Origin of the sequence: Cryobacterium sp. HLT2-28 (assembly GCF_004402495.1) — a bacterium.
Taxonomy (GTDB): Bacteria; Actinomycetota; Actinomycetes; order Actinomycetales; family Microbacteriaceae; genus Cryobacterium; species Cryobacterium mannosilyticum.
Genome location: NZ_SOFH01000022.1, coordinates 46178 through 70097 on the forward strand (window position 1 = coordinate 46178; position 23920 = coordinate 70097).

Consider the following 23920-nt stretch of genomic DNA (forward strand, 5'->3'; position numbering starts at 1 on the left):
TTAATCGGGCCGGTTGACGCGCGACCGCCGAGCGCAAGCTACTTTAGGAAGTGTTCAAGCCCACGGCACCTGCCGTTAACCTCGGTCCAGCATGATTCGCTGGGGGCCAGGTGGGTCTCACGTGTCTGCGCGTAACGCGCGCCCAGGAAGGACCACACACTTATGCGTGAAGTATTTCAACAGGAGCTCGCCGAAGTCCAGGACCGTCTCGTGGAGATTTCCCGTCTCGTGGCGATCTCGATCAACAAGGCGACCCGGGCGTTCAACGAGTCCGATGTGAGCCTGGCCGACGAGGCGATCAGCGAAGACGACAAGATCGACGAACTGACGATCGAGCTCGACGAACTCGCGATCACGATCCTCGCCCGGCAGCAGCCGGTCGCCCGCGACCTCCGCATCGTCGTCAGCGCCCTGCGCATCAGCGCATCGCTCGAGCGGATGGGCGACCTGTCGACCCACATCGCCCAGCTGGCCCGCTATCGCTTCCCCGACAAGGTCGTGCCGAAGAGCCTGCGCGTCACGTTCGCCGAGATGGGCAGCCTCGTCACGGCGATCGCGAACATGCTCACCGAGCTCCTCACCAACGAGGACATGGTGCTGGCCGAGACGATCCGCAACGAGGACGACAAGGTCGACGCCCTGCACCTGAGCGTCTTCGACGCGGTGCTCGGTGAGACCTGGAAGGGCGAGGCCGCCGACACCGTCGACGCGACCCTGGCCAGCCGCTACCACGAGCGGTTCGCGGACCACGCCGTCTCGATCGCGAAGAAGGTGCAGTACCTCGGTACCGGCGCCTGGCAGCAGAACACCGGCGCGGCGCACTCCGGCTGATACCGGCCGCCGCAGTCCCCGAACGAGAAAGCCCCGGAAGCGATTGCTTCCGGGGCTTTCTCGTTCGATCGGTTGGGGAGGGAAGGCTACTTCTTGGCGCCCTGGGCGGCGACGGCCGCGGCTCCGGCTGCGGCGGCCTCGGGGTCGAGGTAAGTGCCGGGGCCGAGAGGCATGAGGTCTTCGCCGAGGCGGTAGACCAGCGGGATGCCGGTCGGGATGTTCAGCTCGGCGATGTCGGCGTCGGAGATGCCGTCGAGGTGCTTGACCAGGGCGCGCAGCGAGTTGCCGTGGGCGGTGACGAGCACGGTCTTGCCGGCGCGCAGGTCGGTGGCGATGTCGGACTCCCAGTAGGGCAGCATCCGGTCGACGACGTCGCTGAGGCATTCGGTGCGCGGGAGGAGGTCGCCGAGGCCGGCGTAACGGGGATCGTGCGCCTGGGACCAGGGGGAATCGTCGGCGAGCACGGGCGGCGGCACGTCGAAGGAACGGCGCCACAGCTGGAACTGCTCCGGGCCGAACTTGGCCAGGGTCTCGGCCTTGTCGAGTCCCTGCAGCGCGCCGTAGTGGCGCTCGTTCAGGCGCCAGGACCGCTTAACGTCGATCCAGAGCCGGTCGGCCTCTTCGAGCGCGATGTTCGCGGTCTGGATTGCACGGGTAAGTAATGAGGTGTGCAGCACGTCGGGCAGGAGACCCGATTCGGCGATGAGCTCGCCGGCGCGGCGCGCCTCGGTCGCTCCCTGCTCGCTGAGCCTCACGTCCACCCAGCCGGTGAAGAGGTTTTCCTGGTTCCATAGGCTCTGGCCATGGCGGAGAAGGATGAGATTGTATGTTTCTGACATGCCTTCAACTCTACCGAGGTGCCGGGTCGGGGCGGGTCGGCCCGGACCGAGACTGAGAGCGCCTGGAGCGCCGTTGCGCGCCAAGCGTGCCTGGAGCGCGACGGCGCAAGTGGCGCGCTCGCGTGGGGACTGTCGCGGCCGACGGCCGGTCAGCGACCGGGGGTGCGGATGCCCAGCCGCGGCAGGCGGGGAATCTCCGCCACGGAGCCGGCCGATTGCGGCACGATGACCTCCTGGGCCGCCGCCACGGAGATCCCCTGGGATTGAACATGCAGGGTGACGTCGGCCGGGACGGTGCGCTTGATCACCGCGAGGGCGATCGGACCGAGCTCGTGGTGCCGGGCGCTCGAGGTGATCACGCCGACCGCGCGCCGCTCCGTCTCACCGTCCGCCAGCTTCTTCGTCGCCTGCACCTCGTCACCGTGCACGGGCAGCACCGCGTCCGACCCGTCCAGGTGGAGCAGCACGAGCCGGCGCGGCGGGTGGCCGAGGTTGTGCACCTTCGCCACGGTTTCCTGGCCGCGGTAGCAGCCCTTGCTCAGGTGCACGGCGCTGCGCAGCCAGTCCAGTTCGTGCGGCAGGGTCTTCTCGTCGACCTCGGTGGCCCGGCGTGGGCGCCAGGCCGCGATCCGGAGCGCTTCGAGGGCCAGGGTGCCGGCGGCGGCGACCGTGCCTGCCCGCACGGCGTCGCGCAGCGCAGGCAGCCAGTCGCGGGGCACGAGCGCCTCGGTCCAGTGCCAGTCCGCGGCGGGATGGGCCGGGGCGTCGGCGTACTGGAATCCGCCGTTGCCGACGGTGTTCCAGGGGTCCCGCCAGGCCAGCGCGACACCGTTCGGTGCGGCCGGGACCAGGTGCACGGCCGCCGGTTCGGCCGCCATCGTGCCGATCACCGCGTAGGCCAGGCTGTGGTCGACGACCTGCACGCGCAGGGTGAAGCGCATTCTGTCGAGCCAGGCGTGCAGGCCGGGCAGCTCGCCGGCCTCCAGGATCAGCCAGGTCTCCACACCGTCGTCCACGACGGCCATCGCGTATTCGATCCGGCCGTTCGGGTCGAGCAGCAGCGTCTCGGTCGATTCTCCCGGGGCGAGCCTGCGCAGTTCCTGGCTGGAGATCGAGTTGAGCCAGGTCAGCCGGTCGGGCCCGGCCACGCCGAGCACGCCGCGGTTGGAGAGGTCGACGACGGCCTCGCCGGCCAGCAGCCGGCGCTGCTCGATCATCGGGTTGCCGTAGTGCGCGGCGACACCGGCGTCGAGGCCGTCCGCCTGCACGGCGCCGTCGAGTTCGAGGAGGGGGGACACGGGTGCCGGGCTCATGGTTGCTCTTTCCTTAAATCTCTACTCGACCCGCTTGAGCCGGCCGGAGGCGTGCGTGCGGAGCGGCTGGCCCAGCGCCGCGATGTCCCAGGCCCAGAGCAGATGGCCCTCGACGAGGCCGTACAACCGGGTGGCCGCCGAATACGCCTTGGCACCCTGCGTGCGCATGACGGCATCCGTGGCCAGGTCGATCCGGGGGCCCTTCACCTGGCCCAGGTAGATCTCGGCCACTCCCCCGGGGTGCACGAGGGTCACGTCGATGTCGAACCCGCCGTCGGCGTTGCGGAGCGTCTCGACCGCCGCTGCGGTGACGAACGGATGCTCGCCCTCGGCGGGCAGCAGGCCGGGGCCGGGGTCGCCGGGCCCCTGCGGTCGGCTCAGCCGCCAGTAGCCCGTCTCCGTCATCAACGGGGTCTTCTCATCGCTGCCGGAGCCCGGCACCGGCTCGAGCCAGGTGTAGGAGCTGTAGTTCAGGTGCGGCAGGCCGTCATGGCTGAAACTCAGGCGATGGCCGAATTCCCGGTTGACCGACGTGTCGCCGATGGCGTAGTCGAGGATGCCGGAGCCTTCCCAGACGCCGAGAAGCCACGAAAGCGGGACGATTTCGGACGGGAGCTGGGTGGGAAGCTCGAACATCGAAGGTTACCGCTGCCCCCGAAACAGCTTGAACAGGACGATTCCGGAGACCCAGGCGATCGACAGGCTCGCCAGCGCGAGGAGCCCCAGGAAGAAGATTTCGAGTGCGAGGGTTGACATGCCTCAACTCTAGCCCGCCCGCGGTCGAATCTAGGCGAGGCCGGCCAGGGCGAAGATCCCGGTGGCACCGGCGAGCACGGCCACGGCGCCGACGAGGCTCACCGTGACCCGGTTCACGTAGCCTTCCTTGCGGCCCGTCGCGAGCTGAACGCAGAGCGTTCCGATCACGCAACCGGCGAAGGACAGCCCGATCCAGACCAGCGCCTGGCCCGGGAAGGAGTGCAGCCCGGTCAGCACCGCGCAGACGAGCGCGAACAGCCAGACCACCACGACGCTCTTCCACTGCCAGCTCACCCTCTCATTCTGCCCTGCCCAGGCCACATTCGCGGCACGCTAGTATGGGGCCACAATCCTTGGAGGGTGCGCGTGGCGCAGTTGTTGATCCTGACCTCGGCGGCCAACAGTGAGGTTCTCCCCGCCCTCGCGTTGCTGTCGCACGGCACACGCATCATCCCGGCCCAGCCGGACCAGCTCGTCAACGCGCCCGACTCCGACGCGATCCTGGTCGACGCCCGGACCAACCTGATCGCCGCCAGGTCGCTCTGCCAGATTCTTCGCACCACCGGGAACACGGTTCCCCTCCTGCTCGTGATCACCGAGGGCGGGCTGGCCGCGGTCAGCGCCGACTGGGGCGTCGACGACGTGATCCTCGACGCGGCCGGCCCGGCCGAGGTGGACGCCCGCATCCGGCTCGCGATCGGCCGCGCCCCCCGGCCAGAGGAAACCGCCACCATCCGAGCCGCCGGCGTGGTCATCGACGAGGCCAGCTACTCGGCCAAGGTGCATGGAAGGCCCCTCGACCTCACCTACAAGGAGTTCGAGCTGCTGCGATTCCTCGCCGCGCACCCGTCGAGGGTGTTCACCCGGGAGCAGTTGCTCAGCGAGGTCTGGGGCTACGACTACTTCGGCGGCACCCGCACCGTGGACGTGCACGTGCGCCGGCTGCGCGCCAAGCTCGGCGACCAGGAGTCGCTGATCGGCACGGTGCGCAACGTCGGTTACCGGTTCAACGTGTCGGAAGAGGACGGTGTGCGTGGAATTCATCCGGTCAGGGCCTGATCTGGAGGATGGGCCTGAACCGGCGGAGGGTCCCGATCTCGCTGATGCCGCGTTCACCGCGGAGTTCCGTCGCATCGCGGCCGAGGCCGAGGAGGCGGACGGCTACCACCCGTTCAACGAGCAGTCCCTGTTCGACGTGTCGGCCGGGCGGCGTACCCCGCTGCTGCTCTCCGACGCCGGACACCCCGTCGGCGCCGTCGTCACCGGGCGGGGCGAACTCGACCTCGTCGTACGGCCGGCCGGCCGGCGCCGCGGGCACGCCACCGCCGCGCTGACGGCACTGCTGCCCGGCCTGCCCGGGGAACTGACCGCCTGGTCGCACGGTGACCATCCGGGAGCCAGAGCCCTCGCCGCCCGGTTCGGGTTCACCGCCGACCGCACCCTGCTGCAGCTGCGAATGTCACTCCCCGCGGGCACCGGCGGCACCTCCGCTGCGGCAGAGCCCGTCGACACGCCGGGCGCCGCGACGGACATCGGCCCCTTCCTCCCCGGAACCGACGACGCCGAGTGGGTGGCCCTGAACGCCCTCGTCTTCGCGGGTCACCCGGAGCAGGGAGCGCTCACCCTGACCGACCTCGAGGCCAGGCAGTCCGAGCCCTGGTTCGACGCGGGCGATTTCCTGCTCGCCCGCGACCGGGCGAGCAGCCGCATCCTCGGCTACAACTGGCTCAAGATCGAGCCGGGCGATGCCGTCGGCGAGATCTACGTCATCGGTGTGCACCCGGATGCCGCCGGGCAGGGCCTCGGCCGCCGACTGATGCTCGCGGGCCTGGAACGCCTGCGCTCCCGGGGCGCCGCCACCGCGGCGCTCTACGTCGAGGCGGACAGCACCGGTGCGGTGCACCTGTACCGGTCGCTCGGTTTCGCCGACCACACCGTCGACGTGCAGTACCGCCGGGACACGCGTTAGCCATCCGTTCATGACGGATCGTCGCCTCGGCCCCGCACTCGGTGTCAAGATGGACAGATGGACGGCGACAACATCCCGACGGACTCCGGTCTCGGCACGGACTTCGATGACGATTTCGATCCCCTGATCGGCACGAACGACCCTGCCCTGCCCTCGGACCGCTACCTCGACCGCGAACTGAGCTGGCTCGCCTTCAACCAGCGCGTGCTCGAACTCGCCGAAGACCCTGACCTGCCGGTGCTCGAGCGCACCAACTTCCTGGCCATCTTCGCGAGCAACCTGGACGAGTTCTTCATGGTGCGGGTCGCCGGGCTCAAGCGGCGCATCCTCACCGGCCTCGCCGTGCCCACCAACATCGGCCGAGCTCCCCAGGACGCCCTCTCGGATATCTCCGCGGCGGCGCACGTGCTCCAGGCCAGGCACGCGCACGCCTTCCAGGACCAGGTGATCCCGGCGCTCTCCGAGGCCGGCATCGACATCGTCAAGTGGGACACCCTCGACGAGGCCGACCACCGCTCGCTTCGGGGCTACTTCTCGAACCAGATCTTCCCGGTACTGATGCCGCTGGCCGTCGACCCGGTGCACCCGTTCCCATACATCTCCGGGCTCTCCCTCAACCTCGCCGTGCGGGTGCGCAACTCGAAGACCGGCAAGCAGGAGTTCGCCCGGCTCAAGGTGCCGACCATGCTTCCCCGTTTCATCCGGGTCGACCGGCGCGAGAACGTGGAGAGCGTGCGCTTCATCACGCTCGAGGACCTCATCGCCAACCACCTCGGCGACCTGTTCCCCGGCATGGACATCCTCGAACAGCATGTCTTCCGGGTGACCCGGAACGAAGACGTCGAGATCGAGGAAGACGAAACCGAGAACCTGATCAAGGCGCTCGAGAAGGAGCTCCTCCGGCGCCGTTTCGGCCCGCCCATCCGCCTCGAGATCACCGAGGACATGGACGAGGTGACCCTCGGCCTCCTCGTCCGCGAACTCGACGTGACCGAGCAGGAGGTCTACCGTCTGCCCGCCCCGCTCGACCTCGGAGGTCTCTTCGACCTGCGGATCGACCGGCCCGACCTGCACTACGCCAAGCACGTGCCGACCACGGCGGTGCAGCTGATGGCCGGCGAGCCCAACGCGCAACCGGACATCTTCAGCTCCATCCGCCGCCGGGACATCCTGCTGCACCACCCGTACGAATCGTTCGCGACCAGCGTGCAGGCGTTTCTCGAACAGGCCGCGGCCGACCCGAACGTGCTCGCGATCAAGCAGACCCTCTACCGCACCTCCGGGGACAGCCCCATCGTCGAGGCCCTGATCGACGCCGCGGAATCCGGCAAGCAGGTGCTCGCCCTGGTCGAGATCAAGGCCCGCTTCGACGAGCAGGCCAACATCTCCTGGGCCCGCAAGCTCGAGAAGGCCGGGGTGCACGTCGTCTACGGCCTGGTCGGTTTGAAGACGCACTGCAAGCTCGCCCTCGTCGTGCGCAACGAGGACGGCCTGCTGCGCCACTACAGCCACATCGGCACCGGAAACTACAACCCGAAGACCAGCCGGCTCTACGAGGACCTCGGGCTGCTCACCACCGACCCGCAGGTCGGCAAGGACCTCACCCGGCTGTTCAACGAGCTGTCCGGCTACGCCATCGAAAAGAAGTTCAAACGCCTCCTCGTGGCGCCGCTGCACCTGCGTCGCGCCCTGCTCAAGAGCATCGCCGACGAGACCGCGGCCGCGCTGGCCGGCAAGCCGTCCGGCATCCGGATCAAGGTCAACTCGATGGTCGACGAGGCCATCATCGACGCGCTCTACCGGGCCAGCCAGGCCAGGGTGCCGATCGAGATCTGGGTGCGCGGGATCTGCAGCCTCAAGCCGGGAGTCCCCGGGATGAGCGAGACGATCAAGGTGCGGTCCATCCTCGGCCGGTACCTCGAGCACTCGCGGATCTTCTCCTTCCACAACGCCGGCGACCAGCAGGTGTTCATCGGCAGCGCCGACATGATGCACCGCAACCTCGACCGCCGGGTCGAGGCGCTCGTGCGCCTCGTCGACCCGGAACACCTCAGCGAGATCGATGCGCTGTTCAACCGGGCGATGGACGACCGCACCGCGTCGTGGTGGCTCGACAGCACGGGCGAGTGGATGCGCCACCACCTCGACGGCGCCGGGCATCCGCTCGACGACATGCAGAACCGGCTCATGCAGCAGATCTCCCTCCGCAAGCGTCCGACGGGCCGCCGATGACCGAGTCGCCCGTCTTCGCCGCCGGAGCCGTGTGCTGGCGCCTGATCGAGGGCAGGATGCACGTGCTCCTCATCCACCGCACGGTCTACGGCGACGTGACCATTCCCAAGGGCAAGGTCGATCCGGGCGAGACACTGCCGCAGACGGCGGTGCGGGAGATCGAAGAGGAGACCGGGCTTGCGGTGGCCCTCGGCGTTCCGCTGGGCATCTCCACCTACGCGATGCCGGGCGGCCGAGAGAAGATCGTGCACTACTGGGCCGCCGAGGTGAGCCCGGAGGCGATCCAGCGCTCCACCTTCGTGCCCAACGGCGAGGTCGCCGCGATCGAGTGGGTCACCATCAAGAAGGCCAGGACCTACCTCAGCTACACCCCCGACGTGGAGATCATCGACGCGTTCGCCAAGCTGGTGGACGCCGGCGTCACCCGCACCTTCGCGCTGATCGCGCTCCGGCACGGCAAGGCGGTGCAGCCCGGCAACTGGGACGGGCCGGACAGCACCCGTCCGCTCACCGAGCGCGGGGTCACCCAGGCCGCCGGTCTCGTCGGCACCATCGCCGCGTGGCGCCCCCGCCGGATCATCTCCAGCACCGCCACCCGTTGCGTCACCACGGTGGCGCCGCTCTCGGCCGCCACCGGCATCCAGATCAAGCGCACCGAGACGTTCAGTCAGGACGCCTACGAGCAGGGTCTCGCCGACGTGCGCTCCGGAATCGGCAAACGGGTGCGCTCGCGCAAGTCCGCCGTGATCTGCAGCCACGGACCCGTGCTACCCGAGATCCTCCACGAAATCGCCCTCGCCACCGGCACCACCTTCGGTTCGTTCGTCGCCGACGCCGCCAGCCTCGACACCGGGGCTTTCTCCGTCGTGCACCTCTCGGCCGAGAATCCGAGCGCGGGCATCGTCGCCATCGAAACGCACGCCCCCGCCGCGTAGCCACCCGTGTGGGCGGGCGGCCCGCCCGACCGATTCGTTGACGCGCGTTCACCTCCCGTTCACCTGACGGGGGGAGTGTCGTTAATCGCGGTGAATATGGTCTCACCGAGGCCAGCACCGGCCTTTGCCTTGCCCCAAGTAATTCTGCAGTCAACCCTCGAAAGGGATCCTTGTGAATTTCACGCGTTTTGGCCGACCCGCGGTCATCGCCGTCGTTGCCGCTCTTGCACTTTCTTCCTGCGCCGCGAACGAGGCCGCACCTGCCGCCTCTGACGCCGCCAGCACCCTCACCGGCACCCTGACCGGCGCAGGCTCGTCCGCCCAGGGCTCAGCCCAGGAGGCCTGGATCGCAGCGTTCCAGACCGCCAACCCCGACGTCACGGTCAACTACGACCCGTCCGGCTCCGGCGCAGGCCGCGCAACGTTCATCGCCGGCGGCTCCGACTTCGCCGGCAGTGACTCCTATCTGAAGGACGAGGAGCTGGCCGGCACGTTCGCCGCCTGCGCCCCCACCGGCAAGGCCGTCGACCTCCCGGTCTACATCTCCCCGATCGCCGTCATCTTCAACGTCGAGGGCGTCAAGGACCTCAACCTCGACTCGGCCACCCTCGGCAAGATCTTCAAGGGCGACATCACCACCTGGAACGACCCGGCCATCGCCGCGTTGAACCCGAAGGCGACCCTGCCGACCACGGCGATCACCGCCGTGCACCGCTCGGACGACTCCGGTACCACGAAGAACTTCTCCGACTACCTCAACCAGACCGCACCCGACGTCTGGACCGAGAAGCCGGGCGACCCCTTCCCGTACCAGACCGGTGAAGGCGCCAAGGGCACCTCCGGTGTCGTCGACGCCGTCACCAACGGCACCGGCACCATCGGCTACGCGGATGCGTCCAAGGCCGGCAAGCTCGGCGTTGCGAAGATCAAGGTCGGCGACAAGTTCGTCGGCTACACGGCCGATGCCGCCGCCGCCGTCGTGAACGACTCGCCCCTCGTCGAGGGCCGCGACGCGAGCGACCTTGCCATCAAGATCGACCGTCTCACCACGGACCCGACGCACTACCCGCTCGTGCTCGTGAGCTACGCGCTCGTCTGCACCGAGTACGCCAAGCCGGCCCAGGGTGAGCTCGTCAAGGCTTACGTCAGCTACATGGCCGGCACCGACGGCCAGTCCGTCGCCGCCTCCGCCGGTGGTGCAGCGCCGCTGTCCGCCGACCTGGCCGACAAGGTCGCCGCGGTCCTCGAGACCATCAAGTAGCACCGCCTGAAGTCTGCCCGGCCCGGGAGTCGCATTGCATGCGCCCCCGGGACCGGGCACACTTAGGTTTGTGGCCAGCGGCTCGAACCTCCTCCCCCCAATCCAGCACCTCACCACTCCAGGGAGACGCCCGGCATGACCACCACCGTTGCCCGTGACACGATCCGGGCACCCCAGCGAGCCGGCGACCGCGTCTTCTCGACCGCGACCGTGGTGGCCGGCAGCCTCATCCTCGCCGTGCTCGCCGCCGTGGCGGCCTTCCTGCTCCTGCAGAGCCTCCCGGCATTCGTGGCCACGCCCGCCGACTTCAACGGCGACGCCGCCAACTTCTGGGCCTACGTCTGGCCGCTGGCCTTCGGCACGCTCTGGTCGGCATTGCTCGCGCTCCTGATCGCCATCCCGCTCGCGATCGGCATCGCCCTCTTCATCTCGCACTATGCCCCGCGCAAGCTCGCCCAGGGTCTCGGCTACATCATCGACCTCCTGGCCGCCGTGCCGTCGGTGGTATTCGGCCTGTGGGGCATCGGCGTGCTCGCCCCGCTGCTGCAGCCCTTCTACACGAGCCTGGTCGAATGGTTCGGCTGGATCCCCCTCTTCGCCGGCCCCGTCTCCGGGACCGGACGCACGATCCTCACGGTGTCGATCGTGCTGGCCGTGATGGTGCTGCCGATCATCACCGCGATCTGCCGGGAGATCTTCCTGCAGACCCCCGTGCTCTACGAAGAGGCCTCCCTGGCCCTCGGCGCGACGCGCTGGGAGATGATCGCGATGGCAGTGCTGCCCTTCGGCCGCTCCGGCATCATCTCCGCGTCCATGCTCGGCCTCGGCCGCGCCCTCGGCGAGACCATGGCCGTCGCCATGGTGCTCTCACCCAGCCCCCAGGTCATCTTCGCGCTGCTCACGTCCCAGAACCCGACGACGATCGCCGCGAACATCGCCCTGAACTTCCCCGAGGCGCACGGCACCGGCGTGAACATCCTCCTGGCCACCGGCCTCGTCCTGTTCGTGATCACCCTGGCCGTGAACATGGTCGCGCGGGTCATCATCAACCGCCGCAAGGCATTCTCTGGAGCGAACTGATGAGCACCACCACCGTGGCCGCGCCCCTCACCAACTCGCTCACCGCCGGCAAGCTGCCCCGGTACTCCGCGGTCGTCGTGCTGCTGGCGAGCTGGCTGGTCACCGCCGCCGTCTTCCTGATCGTCCAGCTCTCCGGCGGCGGCACGAGCTTCAACGTCGCGGGCACCCTGTTCTTCGGCACGGTGCTCTACTGCATCGCGATCTACCTGCTCTCCTACTTCGTCGAGGGCGTGCGGAAAGCCAAGGACCGGCTCGTCACGGCCCTCGTCACCGCCGCGTTCGTGATCGCCCTGCTCCCGCTGATCTCTCTCGTCGCCACGACGGTCATCAACGGGCTCCCGGCCTTCCTCACCCCGACCTTCTTCACCTCGTCCCAGCGCAACGTCGTCGGGGCCGGCGGCGGCGCACTGCACGCCGTCATCGGCACGCTGTTCATCACGGGCCTCGCCACGGTGATCTCCGTGCCGATCGGGCTGCTCTCCGCGATCTACCTGACCGAGTACGGCCGAGGCCGGCTGGCGCGGGCGATCACCTTCTTCGTCGACGTGATGACCGGCATCCCCTCGATCGTGGCCGGCCTGTTCGCGTTCGCGCTGTTCTCACTCCTGTTCAACGACCCCGGGATCCGGTTCGGCTTCGGCGGCGCGATCTCCCTGTCGGTGCTGATGATTCCCGTGGTCGTGCGTTCGAGCGAGGAAATGCTCAAGCTCGTGCCGAACGAGCTGCGCGAGGCCGCCTACGCCCTCGGCGTGCCGAAGTGGTTGACCATCCTCAAAGTGGTGCTGCCGACATCCCTCGCCGGAATCGTGACCGGCATCATGATCTCGATCTCCCGCGTGATCGGCGAGACGGCGCCGCTGCTGATCATCTCCGGCTTCACCGCCAGCATGAACTACAACCTGTTCAGTGAGCGGATGATGACCCTGCCGGTGTTCGTGTACACCCAGTACGCCAACCAGGGCACGGACACGCAGGCCTACCTCGACCGGGCCTGGGCCGGGGCGCTCACGCTGATCCTGATCGTGATGCTGCTCAACGCCCTCGCCCGGCTGATCGCCAAACTCTTCTCCCCCAAGCTCGGCCGTTAGGCTCCACCCGGCCGCTGGCCTCAAACTCGAAGGAATGCATGTCCAAGCGCATTGAAGTCAACGACCTCAACGTCTACTACAGCAAGTTTCTGGCTGTCGAAGGCGTGTCGCTGACGATCGAGCCTCGCACCGTCACGGCCCTGATCGGGCCCAGCGGGTGCGGCAAGTCCACCTTCCTGCGCACGCTGAACCGCATGCACGAGGTCATCCCCGGCGCCTACGTCAAGGGCGAGGTGCTCATCGACGGCAACAACCTGTACGGCCCCGGCGTCGACCCGGTGCTCGTGCGCCGCCAGGTGGGCATGGTCTTCCAGCGCCCGAACCCGTTCCCGACCATGTCGATCGGCGACAACGTGCTGGCCGGCGTGAAGCTGAACAACCGGCGGATGGCGAAGTCCGACGCGGACGACCTGATCGAGAAGTCGCTCCAGGGCGCCAACCTGTGGCAGGAGGTCAAGGACCGCCTCGACAAGCCCGGTTCGAGCCTCTCGGGAGGCCAGCAGCAGCGCCTCTGCATCGCCCGGGCGATCGCCGTACAGCCCGACGTGATCCTGATGGACGAGCCCTGCTCCGCCCTCGACCCGATCTCCACCCTCGCGATCGAGGACCTGATCGAGGAGATGAAGGCCGATTACACGATCGTCATCGTCACGCACAACATGCAGCAGGCCTCCCGGGTCTCGGACCGCACCGGGTTCTTCAACATCGCGGGAACCGGAAAGCCCGGCAAGCTGATCGAGTACAACGACACCACGACGATCTTCTCGAACCCGAGCATCCAGGCCACCGAGGACTACGTCTCCGGCCGCTTCGGCTGACCCGCGCGCCACACCCGTCAGGCGGTCAGGCCGTGCGGGCGAGGAGGTAGCCGTTGAGGGACCGGGTCAGGTCGAGGTCCGTCGGGCAGGGCTCACCATCGATGGAGGTGACGGCCACGGCCAGGCGCACGCTGGAGACCAGCCAGACCGCCTCGGCGTTCCGCAGCTCCTCGAGCGTGACATCCCGGTACTCGGTCTTCTCCCCCGCGGCTTCGAGGTACTCGAACACGCTCTGCTGGGTGGTGCCGTGCAGGATGGCGCCGCTCGGCGCCGGCGTGACGTAGGCGCCGCCCGACCGGATGATCACACTCGAGGTCGGCCCCTCCATCACATAGCCGTCGTGGGTGGTGAAGATCGTGTCGTCGGCGCCTCGGCGCTTCGCCTCGCGGATCGCCGCCATGTTGATGGCGTAGCTGAGCGTCTTCGCGCCCATCAGCAGCCAGGGCGCCTGCTCGGCCACCCCGCGCGGGTAGCCGCGGTCCAGGGTGACGACACGCACGCCCTGCTCGCGCACTGCGCGGTAGTCAGGCGCCGCCGTGGCGTGCAGCCACGCCGTCGGGGCCGGCCCCGATTCGACGCCGCGGCTGAGCACGAACTTGAGTGCGAGTTCTCCCTCGCCGGGGATCCGGTCCACGGCGTAGGCGATCGCCGCCCGCCACTGCCCGGCGTTGGGCACAGGCAGCTCACAGATCTCGGCCGAGTTCCGCAACCGGCTGATGTGAGGTTCGACCTCCTGGGGGTGGCCGTTCACCACGCTGAGGGTCTCGAAGATGCCGTCACCGCGCTGGGTGCTCAGCTCGCCCACCCGCAACGCCGGTGCGGTCGATTCCATCTCGTGGAAGGTATCGGCGAAGTCGGTGCGGGGCGAATCCGCGGGAACCGGGTCGATCAGCAGGGTGAAGGGCAGCGTCATACCCCGAGCCTACTTCGATCGAATCAGGAACTCTGGATGGCGACGATCGGGTCGGTCGTCGGCTGCGTGGAGCCGCCCTTGGGCTCGACCGTGACCCCGATCAGGTCGCCGACCGTCATGCTGCCGTCGAGCACGCGCCAGACCGTGCCGGTGCCGGAGGAGTCGAAGGTCCCGGCCGAGACCGGGCCTTTACCGCCGATGTACCAGAGCTGGTAGTCCTTGTCGGAGGGCAGCGCCGGCAGGTCGTCGACCAGCAGTGCGGAGAGTCTGCGTTCGGCGGACCAGACCAGGGTGGCCTGGTGGCCGTCCGCGGTGGTGGTCGAGGCGCGCTTGGAATCGGGTGCCGAGTTGATCTGGGCCAGCCCAGCCGCCTGCTGCTGCTGGAACTGGTCGGAGTTGAACGCCTGGCCGACGAACGCGCCACCCACGAAGAGGGCGGCGGCCGCGGCGGCGGCCATGAGCAGGCCGACCGGCCCACGGAACCAACGCTGCCTGGCCCGCTCGGTCGCGGTGCCCCGCGAGGGCGCAGCCAGGGGCGTGACGGGGCCGGCGAATGCCTCGGCGGCGGTCCGGGCGGCATCCGGCGCGGCGCGCACGGCCGGGGCGTCCGCGGGAGCCTGGAGCGGGGGCAGCTGCGGGGTCGAGGAGAGCCGGGCCATCAGGGAAGCCTTGAGGGCAGCGGACGGCTGGACCGGCGCGGTCGCCAGGCCAAGGGCCACGGCGGTATCGCTGAGCTCAGCGGCCTCGATCCGGGCCTGCTCCGAGGAAGCGAGGTGCGCCTCGTAGCCCGCGGCCTCGTCAGGGTTGAGCGCGTGCAGGGCGTAGGCGCCGGACAGTTCGCCGGGGTTCTCGCCCCCATTGTCGACGCGGTTGTTGCCTGGGCCGGTCATGACACCACCCCCAACTCGTCCCTCAGGCGGATCATGCCGTCTCGAAGGCGGGTCTTCACCGTGCCGAGCGGGATCTGCAGGCGTTCGGCGACTTCGCTGTGACTGAGACCGCCGTAGTACGCGAGGCTGATCGCCTGGCGTTGCAGTTCGGTCAATCTGGACATCGCCTTTTCCACCCTTTCATGCTCGATTCGTGTTTCGACGGTTTCGGACACGTTGTCGTACGCCACCGCGAGGTCGCGGATGCCGATCTTCGTGTCCCGGTCGCGGCCGGCCTGGGACGACCGGATCCGGTCGACCGCACGCCGGTGCGCCATGGTCAGGATCCAGGTCGAGGCACCGCCACGCGCCGCCTCATACCGCGCCGCCGACTGCCAGATCTCCAGGAAGATCTCCTGGGTCACTTCCTCCGACTGCGCGTGGTCGACCAGCAGGCGTTTGACCAGGCCGAGCACCCGAGGGGCCATCTGGTCGTACAGGTCCCCGAATGCCGCTTCGTCTCCCCGGGCCACACGGCCCAGCAGCTCCTCCTTGGAGGCAGGAGCAGTCGACTCGAGGTCGAAGTCGAAATCAGCAGTCATGAGACCTAGCATGTCAGGTCTTCTTCCATTCCATGACTAGGGTTCGGTGCCGAACCCGGCTCGGATTGGTGAAAAGACGAATCAACGGCGAAGAGAACACAGAGTGAAGGCCGGGCCGCAGAACGCCTCTCGGCGCGAGGCCGCTCGGAGCGGCGAATATTGGAGCCCGGGGTTACTGCGGCCCGACCAGCATCCAGTGTAAACGACGACCTCGGGTGTTTTGTTCCCCGGCTCCGGAAGGTGGCGGGGACCCAGGCCGCGGTGACCCGGGCCGCGGTGACCCGGGCCGCGGAGACCGCCGGCGGCCGGTCTCCGATGGTTCAGTCGAGGGACTCGCTGCGCCACAGCCGGGCGCAGGAGCCGAACTCCTGGGCCGTGGTCGAGAAGCGCAGCGCGCGGGTGGTGAGTTCGGTGGCTCGCGCCGACTCGGTTGATTCGTAGTCGTCGGCGACGCTCGTGCAGCCGATCGAGACCACCCGGCAGAACGCGGCGGCGCGATCGAGGGCCACGGCGAAGTCACCGGCGAAGACCCCGCGGAGAATCTGGTCGGCCAGGGCGATGATCTCGTCGGGCCCGGTCGGCGCCGCGACGCCGGCGACGACCGGGTCGATCGCCACGGTGACTTCGGTGCCGCGCTGGTAGAGAAGGGCAGTGCCCTGCGGGTCCTGCCGGATCAGGAGCCGCACCAGATAGATCCGCCAGAGCGCACCCGGGAGGCTGCGGGCGGTCGCGCTCGCCCACAGTTCGGCGACGGCGTCGATGCCGTGCTCGTCGGTATAGGCGACCAGACGGTCGACGACGGCAGGATCCGGGTCCTCGCGCACCCGGGCGAGGAGAGCATGGGCCGTCTCGTGGGCGACCCGGCTGATCGAGGCGGGGTCGTCGCCGCCCTGGAAGGACTCGAATTTGCTGCCGGAGAACTGGGTCGGCTTGTGGAAATCGTCAGCCATCGCATCCTCCTGCTGGTCTCATCGGCACCGCCGCCCCGACGTTCACGGGACGCAGTTCAACGCTACCCAGAAAAACGCCGCGCGAATCCACGCTAGATTATTAACCGCGGGCCTCTAGCTCAGTTGGTAGAGCAAAGGACTTTTAATCCTTGGGTCGTCGGTTCGAGCCCGACGGGGCCCACCCTTGTATCCCAGTGTTTATGCGGGGAGTACGGTCACTTTCGCTGTGGCCTCAGCGCGCTCTGCCCACGGCGTGCCCACAACTGAGGGATCGCCGGCGGCACTTAAAGCGTCTCCAACCGCGTCCAGATCATCATCAAACAGGTCGCTATAGACGTCGAGCGTCATTGCGGCCGACTTGTGCCCGAGCATCCGCTGGACGGCTTTCACGTTCGCTCCAGCGGAAATCGCTAGGCTTGCAGCTGTGTGGCGCAGGTCGTGAGGTGTCAGTCGAGGTAGAGAAGGGTGTGCTGCCCTCAGCTTGACCATCGCGGGGGTGAACGTTCGGATCCGCCAATTCCTGCTCATGAGCGGCCCACCTTTGGGCGCGGTGAACACGAGATCGTCGAGAGCCTTCCCTTGGCACCTGGCAGCGAGATCTTCAGCGAGGAACGCCGGAAAGGGAACGCTCCGCAGAGTGTGATTCTTTGGAGTCCCGTAGACCAGTTCCGATCCGATCAGTACGACCGCCTGCTCGACGCTCACCCGCCGGCGGAGCATATCGAGATCACGAACCCTCACCGCGGTGGCTTCGCCCCATCTGAGCCCGGTGTATCCGAAGAACAACACCAGATCACGATAAGTGCCGTTATACGCAGCGAGCTCATGCAACTGTGCGTGCGTCAGGTAACCGTGTTTGCGCTGGACGATCCGCGGGAGAAGGATACCGTCCGCGACGTTACGCGAGATACGACCGTCTCGCACCGCGTACTTCAGCATCATGGAGAACACCCGGTGGTAATACCGGACCGTTCGGGGAGAGACACGCTTCACCTGCTCCGAGATCCAGGATTGTAATCCTGAATGCGTGAGCTCGCCCAACGGCACTTGTCCCCACTTCGGGATGATCCTGGCGCGCATGATGCTCTGATAGCTGACATAGGTCGACGGCTTGAGTTGCACTTGGGCCGCGAGCCATTGCTCGCCCCAATCCCCCACAGTCACTCGCGCTCGGCTCGCCTCAACGAAATCACCGCGCGCCTTCGAGACCTCGATCGACGCCAGGAAGAGCTCCGCCGCCTTCTTGGTCTTGAAGCCTCGCTTATCCGTCTGGCCGCGGTCAGGCTTTCGGTAACGAACCCTGTAGCGCTTACCGGCCAACGTTTCGTATGGCGTTATCGAACCCACACTGACTCCTTGGTCTAAGGGTCGAATCTGGCTTGCGCCACCTCGACGGATGCCCAACCTGTCTCGATTCCGAACTCATCAAGCAGGTACTCACGGAGCATGTCCACCTCCGCGCTCTGCCTCGCCCACAGACCATTGAGCGCCTCAACGCGGGCCGGATCGGCATATTTCGGGACCCATACTTCGATCCCCTGAAGGGCTCGGAGCTCCATGGCCGTCCCTTCCCTCTGGTGCACCTGTATCGCAAGGCGCCGCAACGCGTCTACAGCTAACTCGTCGGTGAGCTGCGTGGGCGCAACAAATTCGAACCGCCCCTGGGTGTGCATCGAAACCCACTTGTCGAACTCGGCAATTGATGTGCGCTGAAGCGAAGAGACGAGATTCGGAAGGTCCAAGGGGTCTGCGGGGCGGCCGAGTGGAGCCAAAAGCAAGAGCGGCGATACTTTCAGCGCCCAAGCGATGTTAAGCAGCTGGCTCACACTCAAATCGCCCTTCCTGCCTGACTCGATGTTCCTCAAAACGGGTCCCGACATCTTGCCCTCACCAATCGCGGCCGCTAGCTGGTCCGTTGAGCTGAAGCCCCGCGCCTTGCGGAAGGCCGCTATCCGGCCCCCCAGCGAGTCCTCAACAAATCCTTGTGTCATTTCGACACCTTATCGCGATCATAAGAAATGACAGAGCACAAGACGAGATAACATCATGCTATCGTGCGCTCACGGCACAAATATCTACAATTTTGCGCTGAATCCAACCAAGGAGACTCCGTGGACACTGATTTCATCGATCCAGACACTGCGAGCGACATCGCCGGCCTCTCGGTGGCTGCACTTGCGCAGCTCCGCTACCGAGGAGACGGACCCCGCTTCTACAAGCCCACAGCACGCACCGTGCGATACAAGCGGTCCGAAGTCATCGCATGGATCGAGGCGTCTGCCCGAACGAGCACGCATCGGACCGACGTCATCGCACGCGCTGTGCAGTAATGCCGACCGTAGAGGCTCGATTCTCCGGCGGGCACATCATGATCACGGTCGAGTACTTCGACGCATCCGGAACGAAGATGATCAGCTTTCGATCTCCAAGCTCGGAATTCCCCCTATCCCCTGACGAGGCCCGCTCGCTGGCTCGGCGGCTCATCGAGGCGGCGAAAACGGCGGATCGTGACGGGGTATGCGAATGCCCGTGACAACGGGCTGGGCGGGTGCTGAACGCCCCGAGCAGACGTCTGGGGGCGATGAGGGCTAATGGCCCCCTGGTTCAAGGTCGACGACGGACTTTCGTCGAAGGCCCAGACAACGCGAATCCCACGTGCCAACAGACGGGCGGCCCTAGGCCTGTGGGTGCTGGCCGGGTCGTGGAGCGCCAAGGAGCTCACGGACGGGCACATTCCCGAACACATGCTCGATGAGCTGACCGGTACGCCGGCGGATGCCGCCTGGCTGGTCAAGGCTGCCTACTGGACGGTGGCCGAGGACGGTTGGCAGTTTGTGGAGTGGGCGCCGGAGCAGCCGCTGCGTGAGGTTGTTCTCGCGGGTCGCAAGAAGAACGCGGAGAAGGTATCGTCATGGCGCACACGTAACCGGCCCAGTAACCCAGTTACGCCCCCGGTTGCCAACCCGGTTAGTCATGCCCCTGTAACCCTGCCCCCGTCCCGTCCCAACCCGACCAATACTTCTAACGAAGTAGTTCATCTGCTGCATCCTGCTGAGCACTCGGATGCTCTCGAATCGGAATTTGCTGAGTGGTGGGAAATCTGCTGGCGCAAGCAGGCCAAAGCCGACGCGTTCAAGGCGTTCAAAGCTGCAAGGAAAGATACTGACCTAACCACGCTGCTCGCTGGTGCACGGGCATACAAGCTGCTCAACATCGGGCAGGACAAGGTGCTCACGAAGCTCCCCGGCGGCTGGCTTCGCGATCGTCGGTGGGAAGACGAAGACCAGATTCCCTACACGCGTTCCAATTCTGGAGGCAGGCAGTCGAAGGCCCAGCGCGCAGTGGTGGTGACCGAGATGGACCGGAGCCTGGATCAATCGCGGGGCGCGATGCCACCCCGACAACGTGAGATCACCGGCATGTGCCTTTTGCACCCGGAGTACCCAGACCCGTGCGACCTGTGCCGGCGCATCGCAGACGAAGTGCACAATGATCGAGTGCTTTGAGGACGAACATCTCGGTGCTAATGGCCGAGATGCGCCACGGAGCTTTCCCAACGCAGGACGCTGAATGCGGGCGCGCGCTCAACGTTTCTGAAGGGCGGCTTGCTCGATCAGCCGATTCTTGCGGCGGTTTGCTGCATGGCCAAATGCGCCGCGCTCGACGAGTATCAACGCGGTCTTTGAGCCACGTGATGATGGTTATGGGTCCTCCCCGCTCCGCCTCGCCCCGTTCAGAAGAGGATGACCCTCAGATCGGGTTCGAGTCCCTTCGGTCGACCAAGAAACCGCGCGAGATCCGCTCCCGGGAGGACTCCTGGCAAGGCCTCATGGGAGCCCGGCACCGCTGGTTGTTCGCTGATTCGCCCAAGGCCGGCAGGTGCTTGGCTAACGCCGCACACGAATCCAGCGATGCTCGGGGATGTCAGCAGAACCTGACATGGCCGCCAATGTCACATCTGGCGGACATTCTGCACTCTGTCATAGTTGACGGACAATGCCGCGCTTGTCATAGTTGACGGACAATGCCGCGCATGTCATAGTTGACGGACACTCGCCCGCCAGTGGGTCTCAGGAGGACATCATGATCGCAGATCGACCGGCCGACTGGGCTCGGATCATCCGTGAGCGCCGCATGGCGCTCAATATGTCCCAGGCAGACTTGGCAGTTGAGCTTGGTACATCCCGCCAGTGGCTGAGCAACTTCGAGAACGGACGCAGCACTGACGCTGCCCAGCTGCACGTCGTCTTGCAACTGATCGCCCTTCTCGACTTGACCGCGGTCCTCACCGCTGAAACGGAGTAGTCATGGCAGCCGAACACCTCGCGGCCTACCTCAGCGGGAGGCGGGTCGGCACCTTCGATCGGGTGGCAGGTGTCGTCTCGTTCACCTTCGACGACGATTGGCGACACGAGAACAGTCGTCTGCAGCTCTCCGCTTCACTCCCTCGAACGGTGGGTCATCACTCGGGATCAGCACCAGAGAATTTCCTATGGGGGCTCCTGCCTGACAACACCGCGGTGCTCACCCGTTGGGGGCGCCGGTTCGGCGTGAACTCCAACAACGCGCTCGCGTTGCTCAATCACGTCGGCCTGGACTGTGCCGGCGCGGTCCAACTCGTCGAAGATGACGGCGCTCGAACCATCGACCGGCCGGGAGGGGCCGAGCAGATTGACTCAACTCGAATCCACGACCATCTGAAAGAGCTGCGCTCGGATCCCGAGGCTTGGACACTGTCAACGACGCATGAAGGCAGTTTCAGTCTCGCCGGCGCCCAGTCCAAGTTTGCGCTTGCGCAGACAGACGACGGCTGGGCTGTGCCATGGGGCTCCGAACCATCCACTCACATTTTCAAGCCTGGCGCCGACGGGTTTGCTCAACAGGATGTCATCGAGCACGTGTCATTGGCCACCGCCGGGCGGCTTGGTTTGAACGCAGCCAGCAGCCGAATAGTGGACTTCGACGGTGAAACGGCGATCGTCGTCGAGCGCTACGACCGCGCGCTGGAAGACGGTCATCGGATCAGGATCCACCAGGAGGACATGTGCCAGGCGCTCGGCCTGCACCCGGCAGGGAAATACCAGAATGAAGGCGGCCCAGGGATCGCTGCGATTAGCGCGCTGCTCCGACAGGAGATACGTGGTCGCGGCGCACAGGCTGCAGTCGAAGAGTTCATGAACGCCAACGCGTACAATTGGTTGATTTCCGGGACCGACGCGCATGCCAAGAACTACTCACTGATCCGAACTGAACGGCGCACGCGGCTTGCGCCGCTCTACGATGTAGCTAGCGCCCTGCCTTACCCGGAGCTGCACGAACGGAAGATAAAACTCGCCATGTCAATCGACGGTGAGTACCGAATATTCGGGATGGCACCACGGCATTGGCAGCGTCAAGCCAAGGCAGTTGACGTCGACCCCGACGGCCTCATCGAACGGATGAAGACAATGGCCGAGCGGTTGCCCGATGCGGTCAGCGATATCGTCGCCGAGCTGCCCTTGAACGAGACTGGAGCAGCCTTCCGCGCGCGTTTCGTTGATTTGATGGCGGCGCGTGCCGTGGCTGTTCGAGCGACGTTGAACCGTGCGATAGGACTGACTTCGCCGGCCGCTGCTAGCACTGTGTCAGCGCAGCCTCGGAAGAAGGATTTGGGCGCGACAGATAACCGTGGCCGGTATGCGGCGAAGGGGTGAACACAATCTGAGAGAGGCGTCGAACTCTAGGATGCGCCGCGTGCGGGCTGCCCTCCCCGCGCCTCTCCTGCACTGGCTAGGTGCATTGTTCCCACTACTACCCCCTTGTCGGCGCGCTTGGCACCGTCCCATCGATTGCGCAGCACAGTACTTGAAGGCGATAGAGCGTGGCTTTCTCCAGCCGACGCTCGAGGCTCATGGTTTGGCCAGGTGCCGGTAGATCGTGGGGCGAGTGACTCCGAACTCCTCGGCGATGTGCTGGACGGTGTGGGCACGCTTGCCGTCGGCGTCCGTCTCCTCATACATTTCGCGGGCCAGCTTGACCTGGCGAGGCCCAAGCTTGGGTTTTTGCCCTCCTGTCCTTCCCCGGGCGCGGGCCGCGGCCAGCCCATCGCGGGTGCGTTCCGACATCAGCGCACGTTCAAACTCGGCGATTGACCCAAGGATCTGGAAGAACAATCGCCCGGTGATGCTGGACGTGTCGATGCCCTGGTCCAAGACCACCAAGTCAACACCGCGCTCCTGGAGAATGTTCGATAAATCGATGAGGTTCTCCAGCGACCGGCTGAGCCGGTCGAGTTTAGTAACGACTAGCTGGTCACCGGTCCGGTTCGCCGAGAGTAGAGCCTTGTCGAGTTCGGGCCGGCGGGCGAGTGTTCCCGAAGCAGTGTCGAGGAATATCTGATCACAGCCGGCCGCGGTCAGCACATCGTGCTGGGCCTCAGGGTGCTGATCCCTGGTAGAGACCCGGCCATATCCAATTCGCATGCCAGCAACGTATCACTAACCCGGTAGCGCGTTACAGAGACGCGTACACGACAAGCATTACGAATACCGCCAAACGTTTCCGCGACCGAATGAATCTGTCCTGGAGTGTCTTGCAAACGATCGTTACCGTACGCCGCACTCCTTGGCGTCAGATATCGACGAATCCCATCGCCACCCCCCGTTGGTCACACTTGTTCGGGGGTCTGTCGGACTGCACTCCCGGCTGCTAAACAGAAGTGCGCCTGTATAGATGGGCGCTTGGGGGAATTGACGTGGGGCGACATGGGGCATGGTCCTAGAGACTGGAACCCGCCGGGATATTGGGACGCGCCGGCGGCCAACACGATCACACGCCCCCGCAGTAGGTACGTTGCAACCCAGCCGCGCGTCCGGTCGAGCAATTTGACTGGATTGATGGCCGTCGCTTTGGGCCTCTTCGCCACTCTCCTGCCTCTGGCGCATCCGGACGTCAGCACGGGGTTCCGCGGATTCGCATTCACGACTGCCGGCATCACAGCGATCTCGCTCGCCATTCGAGCGACTCAGCTCCGACGGGAAGGCCGAGCGTCGAGCCGGCTACTGCCCGCAATCGGCGGAACTCTCGGTGTCGCCGGGACAATGTTATCAATTTGGAGCCTGGCGTTCTTCTACGCACCAAACGCCGTACCCCCCATGCCGAGCTTGGCATCGCTGACCGCTCTGACCCAGCCCATGGCCACCGCGCCTGATGTGCTCCCACAGGCGATCCCGGCAGCAGCGGCACCGCAAGTAGTTCCAGACGCCCCCGCTGCGACGCCGCTGGCCACCGCGCCACGTTCTCCGGAAGAGACGCGTGCAGCCATGCAGATGGCAGCCGGCACGATCTCGTTTGTCCTCAAGAACCTAAGAACCTCTGGGCAACCATGGCCTGCTGAACTCCTCATCAACGCAGAAAACATGGTCTCGACACCAGAGGGCCAAGCGCTCTTTCAAATCCCTGTAGGCACAACAGGCGGATACGCAC

The 23920-nt window shown here is 66.3% G+C and carries 24 protein-coding genes and 1 tRNA gene; 14 read left to right on the forward strand and 11 right to left on the reverse strand.

What is annotated here, in order from left to right:
* Positions 1-162 precede the first annotated feature (162 nt).
* Positions 163-831 (forward strand): phosphate signaling complex protein PhoU, encoded by a 669-nt coding sequence (phoU, locus tag E3O48_RS11030; RefSeq protein WP_134506821.1) that lies wholly within the window; start codon positions 163-165, stop codon positions 829-831.
* An 86-nt stretch (positions 832-917) separates the two neighbouring features.
* Here the strand turns inward: phoU and E3O48_RS11035 are convergent, their stop codons facing one another.
* The 4 genes from E3O48_RS11035 to E3O48_RS11050 form a co-directional block, all read right to left on the reverse strand.
* Positions 918-1670 carry a phosphoglyceromutase gene (locus E3O48_RS11035; RefSeq protein ID WP_134506819.1) on the reverse strand — a complete coding sequence of 251 codons (753 nt, stop codon included), beginning with the start codon at positions 1668-1670 and terminating at the stop codon, positions 918-920.
* 149 nt (positions 1671-1819) lie between these two features.
* Complete coding sequence (locus tag E3O48_RS11040) at positions 1820-2983, reverse strand: folate-binding protein YgfZ (RefSeq protein WP_134538820.1); 1164 nt, start codon at positions 2981-2983, stop codon at positions 1820-1822.
* 21 nt (positions 2984-3004) lie between these two features.
* Complete coding sequence (locus tag E3O48_RS11045; protein ID WP_134506815.1) at positions 3005-3619, reverse strand: FABP family protein; 615 nt, start codon at positions 3617-3619, stop codon at positions 3005-3007.
* Between the two features lie 150 nt (positions 3620-3769).
* The gene (locus E3O48_RS11050; protein ID WP_134538822.1) at positions 3770-4033 is read right to left on the reverse strand and encodes a hypothetical protein; all 264 of its coding nucleotides are present in this window, start codon (positions 4031-4033) and stop codon (positions 3770-3772) included.
* 72 nt (positions 4034-4105) lie between these two features.
* Between E3O48_RS11050 and E3O48_RS17765 the strand changes: the two genes are divergently transcribed.
* The 8 genes from E3O48_RS17765 to pstB all read left to right on the forward strand — a co-directional run bounded on the left by E3O48_RS17765 (position 4106) and on the right by pstB (position 13122).
* On the forward strand, positions 4106-4798 hold the full coding sequence (locus E3O48_RS17765; protein ID WP_134538823.1) for a response regulator transcription factor: 693 nt from the start codon (positions 4106-4108) through the stop codon (positions 4796-4798).
* Complete coding sequence (gene mshD, locus E3O48_RS11060) at positions 4773-5708, forward strand: mycothiol synthase (RefSeq protein WP_166788680.1); 936 nt, start codon at positions 4773-4775, stop codon at positions 5706-5708. The genes E3O48_RS17765 and mshD overlap by 26 nt, the downstream gene beginning before the upstream one ends.
* 57 nt (positions 5709-5765) lie before the next feature.
* Entirely contained in the window at positions 5766-7940 is a 2175-nt protein-coding gene (locus E3O48_RS11065; RefSeq protein WP_134506807.1) for an RNA degradosome polyphosphate kinase, read from the forward strand.
* Complete coding sequence (locus E3O48_RS11070; RefSeq protein ID WP_134538827.1) at positions 7937-8875, forward strand: NUDIX domain-containing protein; 939 nt, start codon at positions 7937-7939, stop codon at positions 8873-8875. Before E3O48_RS11065 ends, E3O48_RS11070 begins: the two co-directional genes overlap by 4 nt.
* A 172-nt stretch (positions 8876-9047) precedes the next feature.
* Positions 9048-10136: a phosphate ABC transporter substrate-binding protein PstS gene (pstS, locus tag E3O48_RS11075; protein WP_134538829.1), complete on the forward strand. Its 1089-nt coding sequence runs from the start codon at positions 9048-9050 to the stop codon at positions 10134-10136.
* Between the two features lie 135 nt (positions 10137-10271).
* Entirely contained in the window at positions 10272-11216 is a 945-nt protein-coding gene (gene pstC, locus E3O48_RS11080) for a phosphate ABC transporter permease subunit PstC (protein ID WP_134538831.1), read from the forward strand.
* On the forward strand, positions 11216-12304 hold the full coding sequence (gene pstA, locus E3O48_RS11085; RefSeq protein WP_134538833.1) for a phosphate ABC transporter permease PstA: 1089 nt from the start codon (positions 11216-11218) through the stop codon (positions 12302-12304). The genes pstC and pstA overlap by 1 nt, the downstream gene beginning before the upstream one ends.
* A 38-nt stretch (positions 12305-12342) precedes the next feature.
* The gene (pstB, locus tag E3O48_RS11090; protein ID WP_134506797.1) at positions 12343-13122 is read left to right on the forward strand and encodes a phosphate ABC transporter ATP-binding protein PstB; all 780 of its coding nucleotides are present in this window, start codon (positions 12343-12345) and stop codon (positions 13120-13122) included.
* Between the two features lie 25 nt (positions 13123-13147).
* On the opposite strand, the gene E3O48_RS11095 is transcribed toward pstB, so the two are convergent.
* From E3O48_RS11095 to E3O48_RS11110, 4 genes are all read right to left on the reverse strand, one after another.
* Positions 13148-14035 (reverse strand): aminodeoxychorismate lyase, encoded by an 888-nt coding sequence (locus E3O48_RS11095; protein WP_134538835.1) that lies wholly within the window; start codon positions 14033-14035, stop codon positions 13148-13150.
* A gap of 23 nt (positions 14036-14058) precedes the next feature.
* Positions 14059-14925, reverse strand: a complete 867-nt coding sequence (locus tag E3O48_RS11100; RefSeq protein WP_134538836.1) for an anti-sigma factor domain-containing protein — start codon at positions 14923-14925, stop codon at positions 14059-14061.
* Positions 14922-15518, reverse strand: a complete 597-nt coding sequence (locus E3O48_RS11105; RefSeq protein WP_134538838.1) for a sigma-70 family RNA polymerase sigma factor — start codon at positions 15516-15518, stop codon at positions 14922-14924. Before E3O48_RS11105 ends, E3O48_RS11100 begins: the two co-directional genes overlap by 4 nt.
* A gap of 308 nt (positions 15519-15826) precedes the next feature.
* Complete coding sequence (locus E3O48_RS11110; RefSeq protein ID WP_134538840.1) at positions 15827-16456, reverse strand: DNA-directed RNA polymerase subunit beta; 630 nt, start codon at positions 16454-16456, stop codon at positions 15827-15829.
* Between the two features lie 108 nt (positions 16457-16564).
* On the opposite strand from E3O48_RS11110, the gene E3O48_RS11115 reads away from it, so the two are divergent.
* Positions 16565-16637: transfer RNA gene (locus E3O48_RS11115), tRNA-Lys, on the forward strand.
* A 17-nt stretch (positions 16638-16654) separates the two neighbouring features.
* Here E3O48_RS11115 and E3O48_RS11120 read toward each other — a convergent pair.
* A complete protein-coding gene (locus tag E3O48_RS11120) occupies positions 16655-17803 on the reverse strand; it encodes a tyrosine-type recombinase/integrase (RefSeq protein ID WP_134538842.1) in 1149 nt (382 codons plus the stop codon).
* A gap of 14 nt (positions 17804-17817) precedes the next feature.
* The gene (locus E3O48_RS11125; protein WP_134538844.1) at positions 17818-18447 is read right to left on the reverse strand and encodes a helix-turn-helix transcriptional regulator; all 630 of its coding nucleotides are present in this window, start codon (positions 18445-18447) and stop codon (positions 17818-17820) included.
* A gap of 120 nt (positions 18448-18567) precedes the next feature.
* Between E3O48_RS11125 and E3O48_RS11130 the strand changes: the two genes are divergently transcribed.
* The 4 genes from E3O48_RS11130 (at position 18568) to E3O48_RS11145 (ending at position 22149) form a co-directional block, all read left to right on the forward strand.
* Positions 18568-18786, forward strand: coding sequence for an AlpA family transcriptional regulator (locus tag E3O48_RS11130; RefSeq protein WP_241982503.1), 219 nt, complete (start codon positions 18568-18570; stop codon positions 18784-18786).
* Positions 18787-19047: 261 nt separating this feature from the next.
* Positions 19048-19962 (forward strand): hypothetical protein, encoded by a 915-nt coding sequence (locus tag E3O48_RS11135; RefSeq protein ID WP_134538846.1) that lies wholly within the window; start codon positions 19048-19050, stop codon positions 19960-19962.
* A gap of 577 nt (positions 19963-20539) precedes the next feature.
* Positions 20540-20761 (forward strand): helix-turn-helix transcriptional regulator, encoded by a 222-nt coding sequence (locus tag E3O48_RS11140; RefSeq protein ID WP_134538847.1) that lies wholly within the window; start codon positions 20540-20542, stop codon positions 20759-20761.
* A gap of 2 nt (positions 20762-20763) precedes the next feature.
* Positions 20764-22149, forward strand: coding sequence for a type II toxin-antitoxin system HipA family toxin (locus tag E3O48_RS11145; RefSeq protein ID WP_134538849.1), 1386 nt, complete (start codon positions 20764-20766; stop codon positions 22147-22149).
* 195 nt (positions 22150-22344) lie between these two features.
* On the opposite strand, the gene E3O48_RS11150 is transcribed toward E3O48_RS11145, so the two are convergent.
* A complete protein-coding gene (locus tag E3O48_RS11150; protein WP_134538851.1) occupies positions 22345-22917 on the reverse strand; it encodes a recombinase family protein in 573 nt (190 codons plus the stop codon).
* Positions 22918-23920 lie beyond the last annotated feature (1003 nt).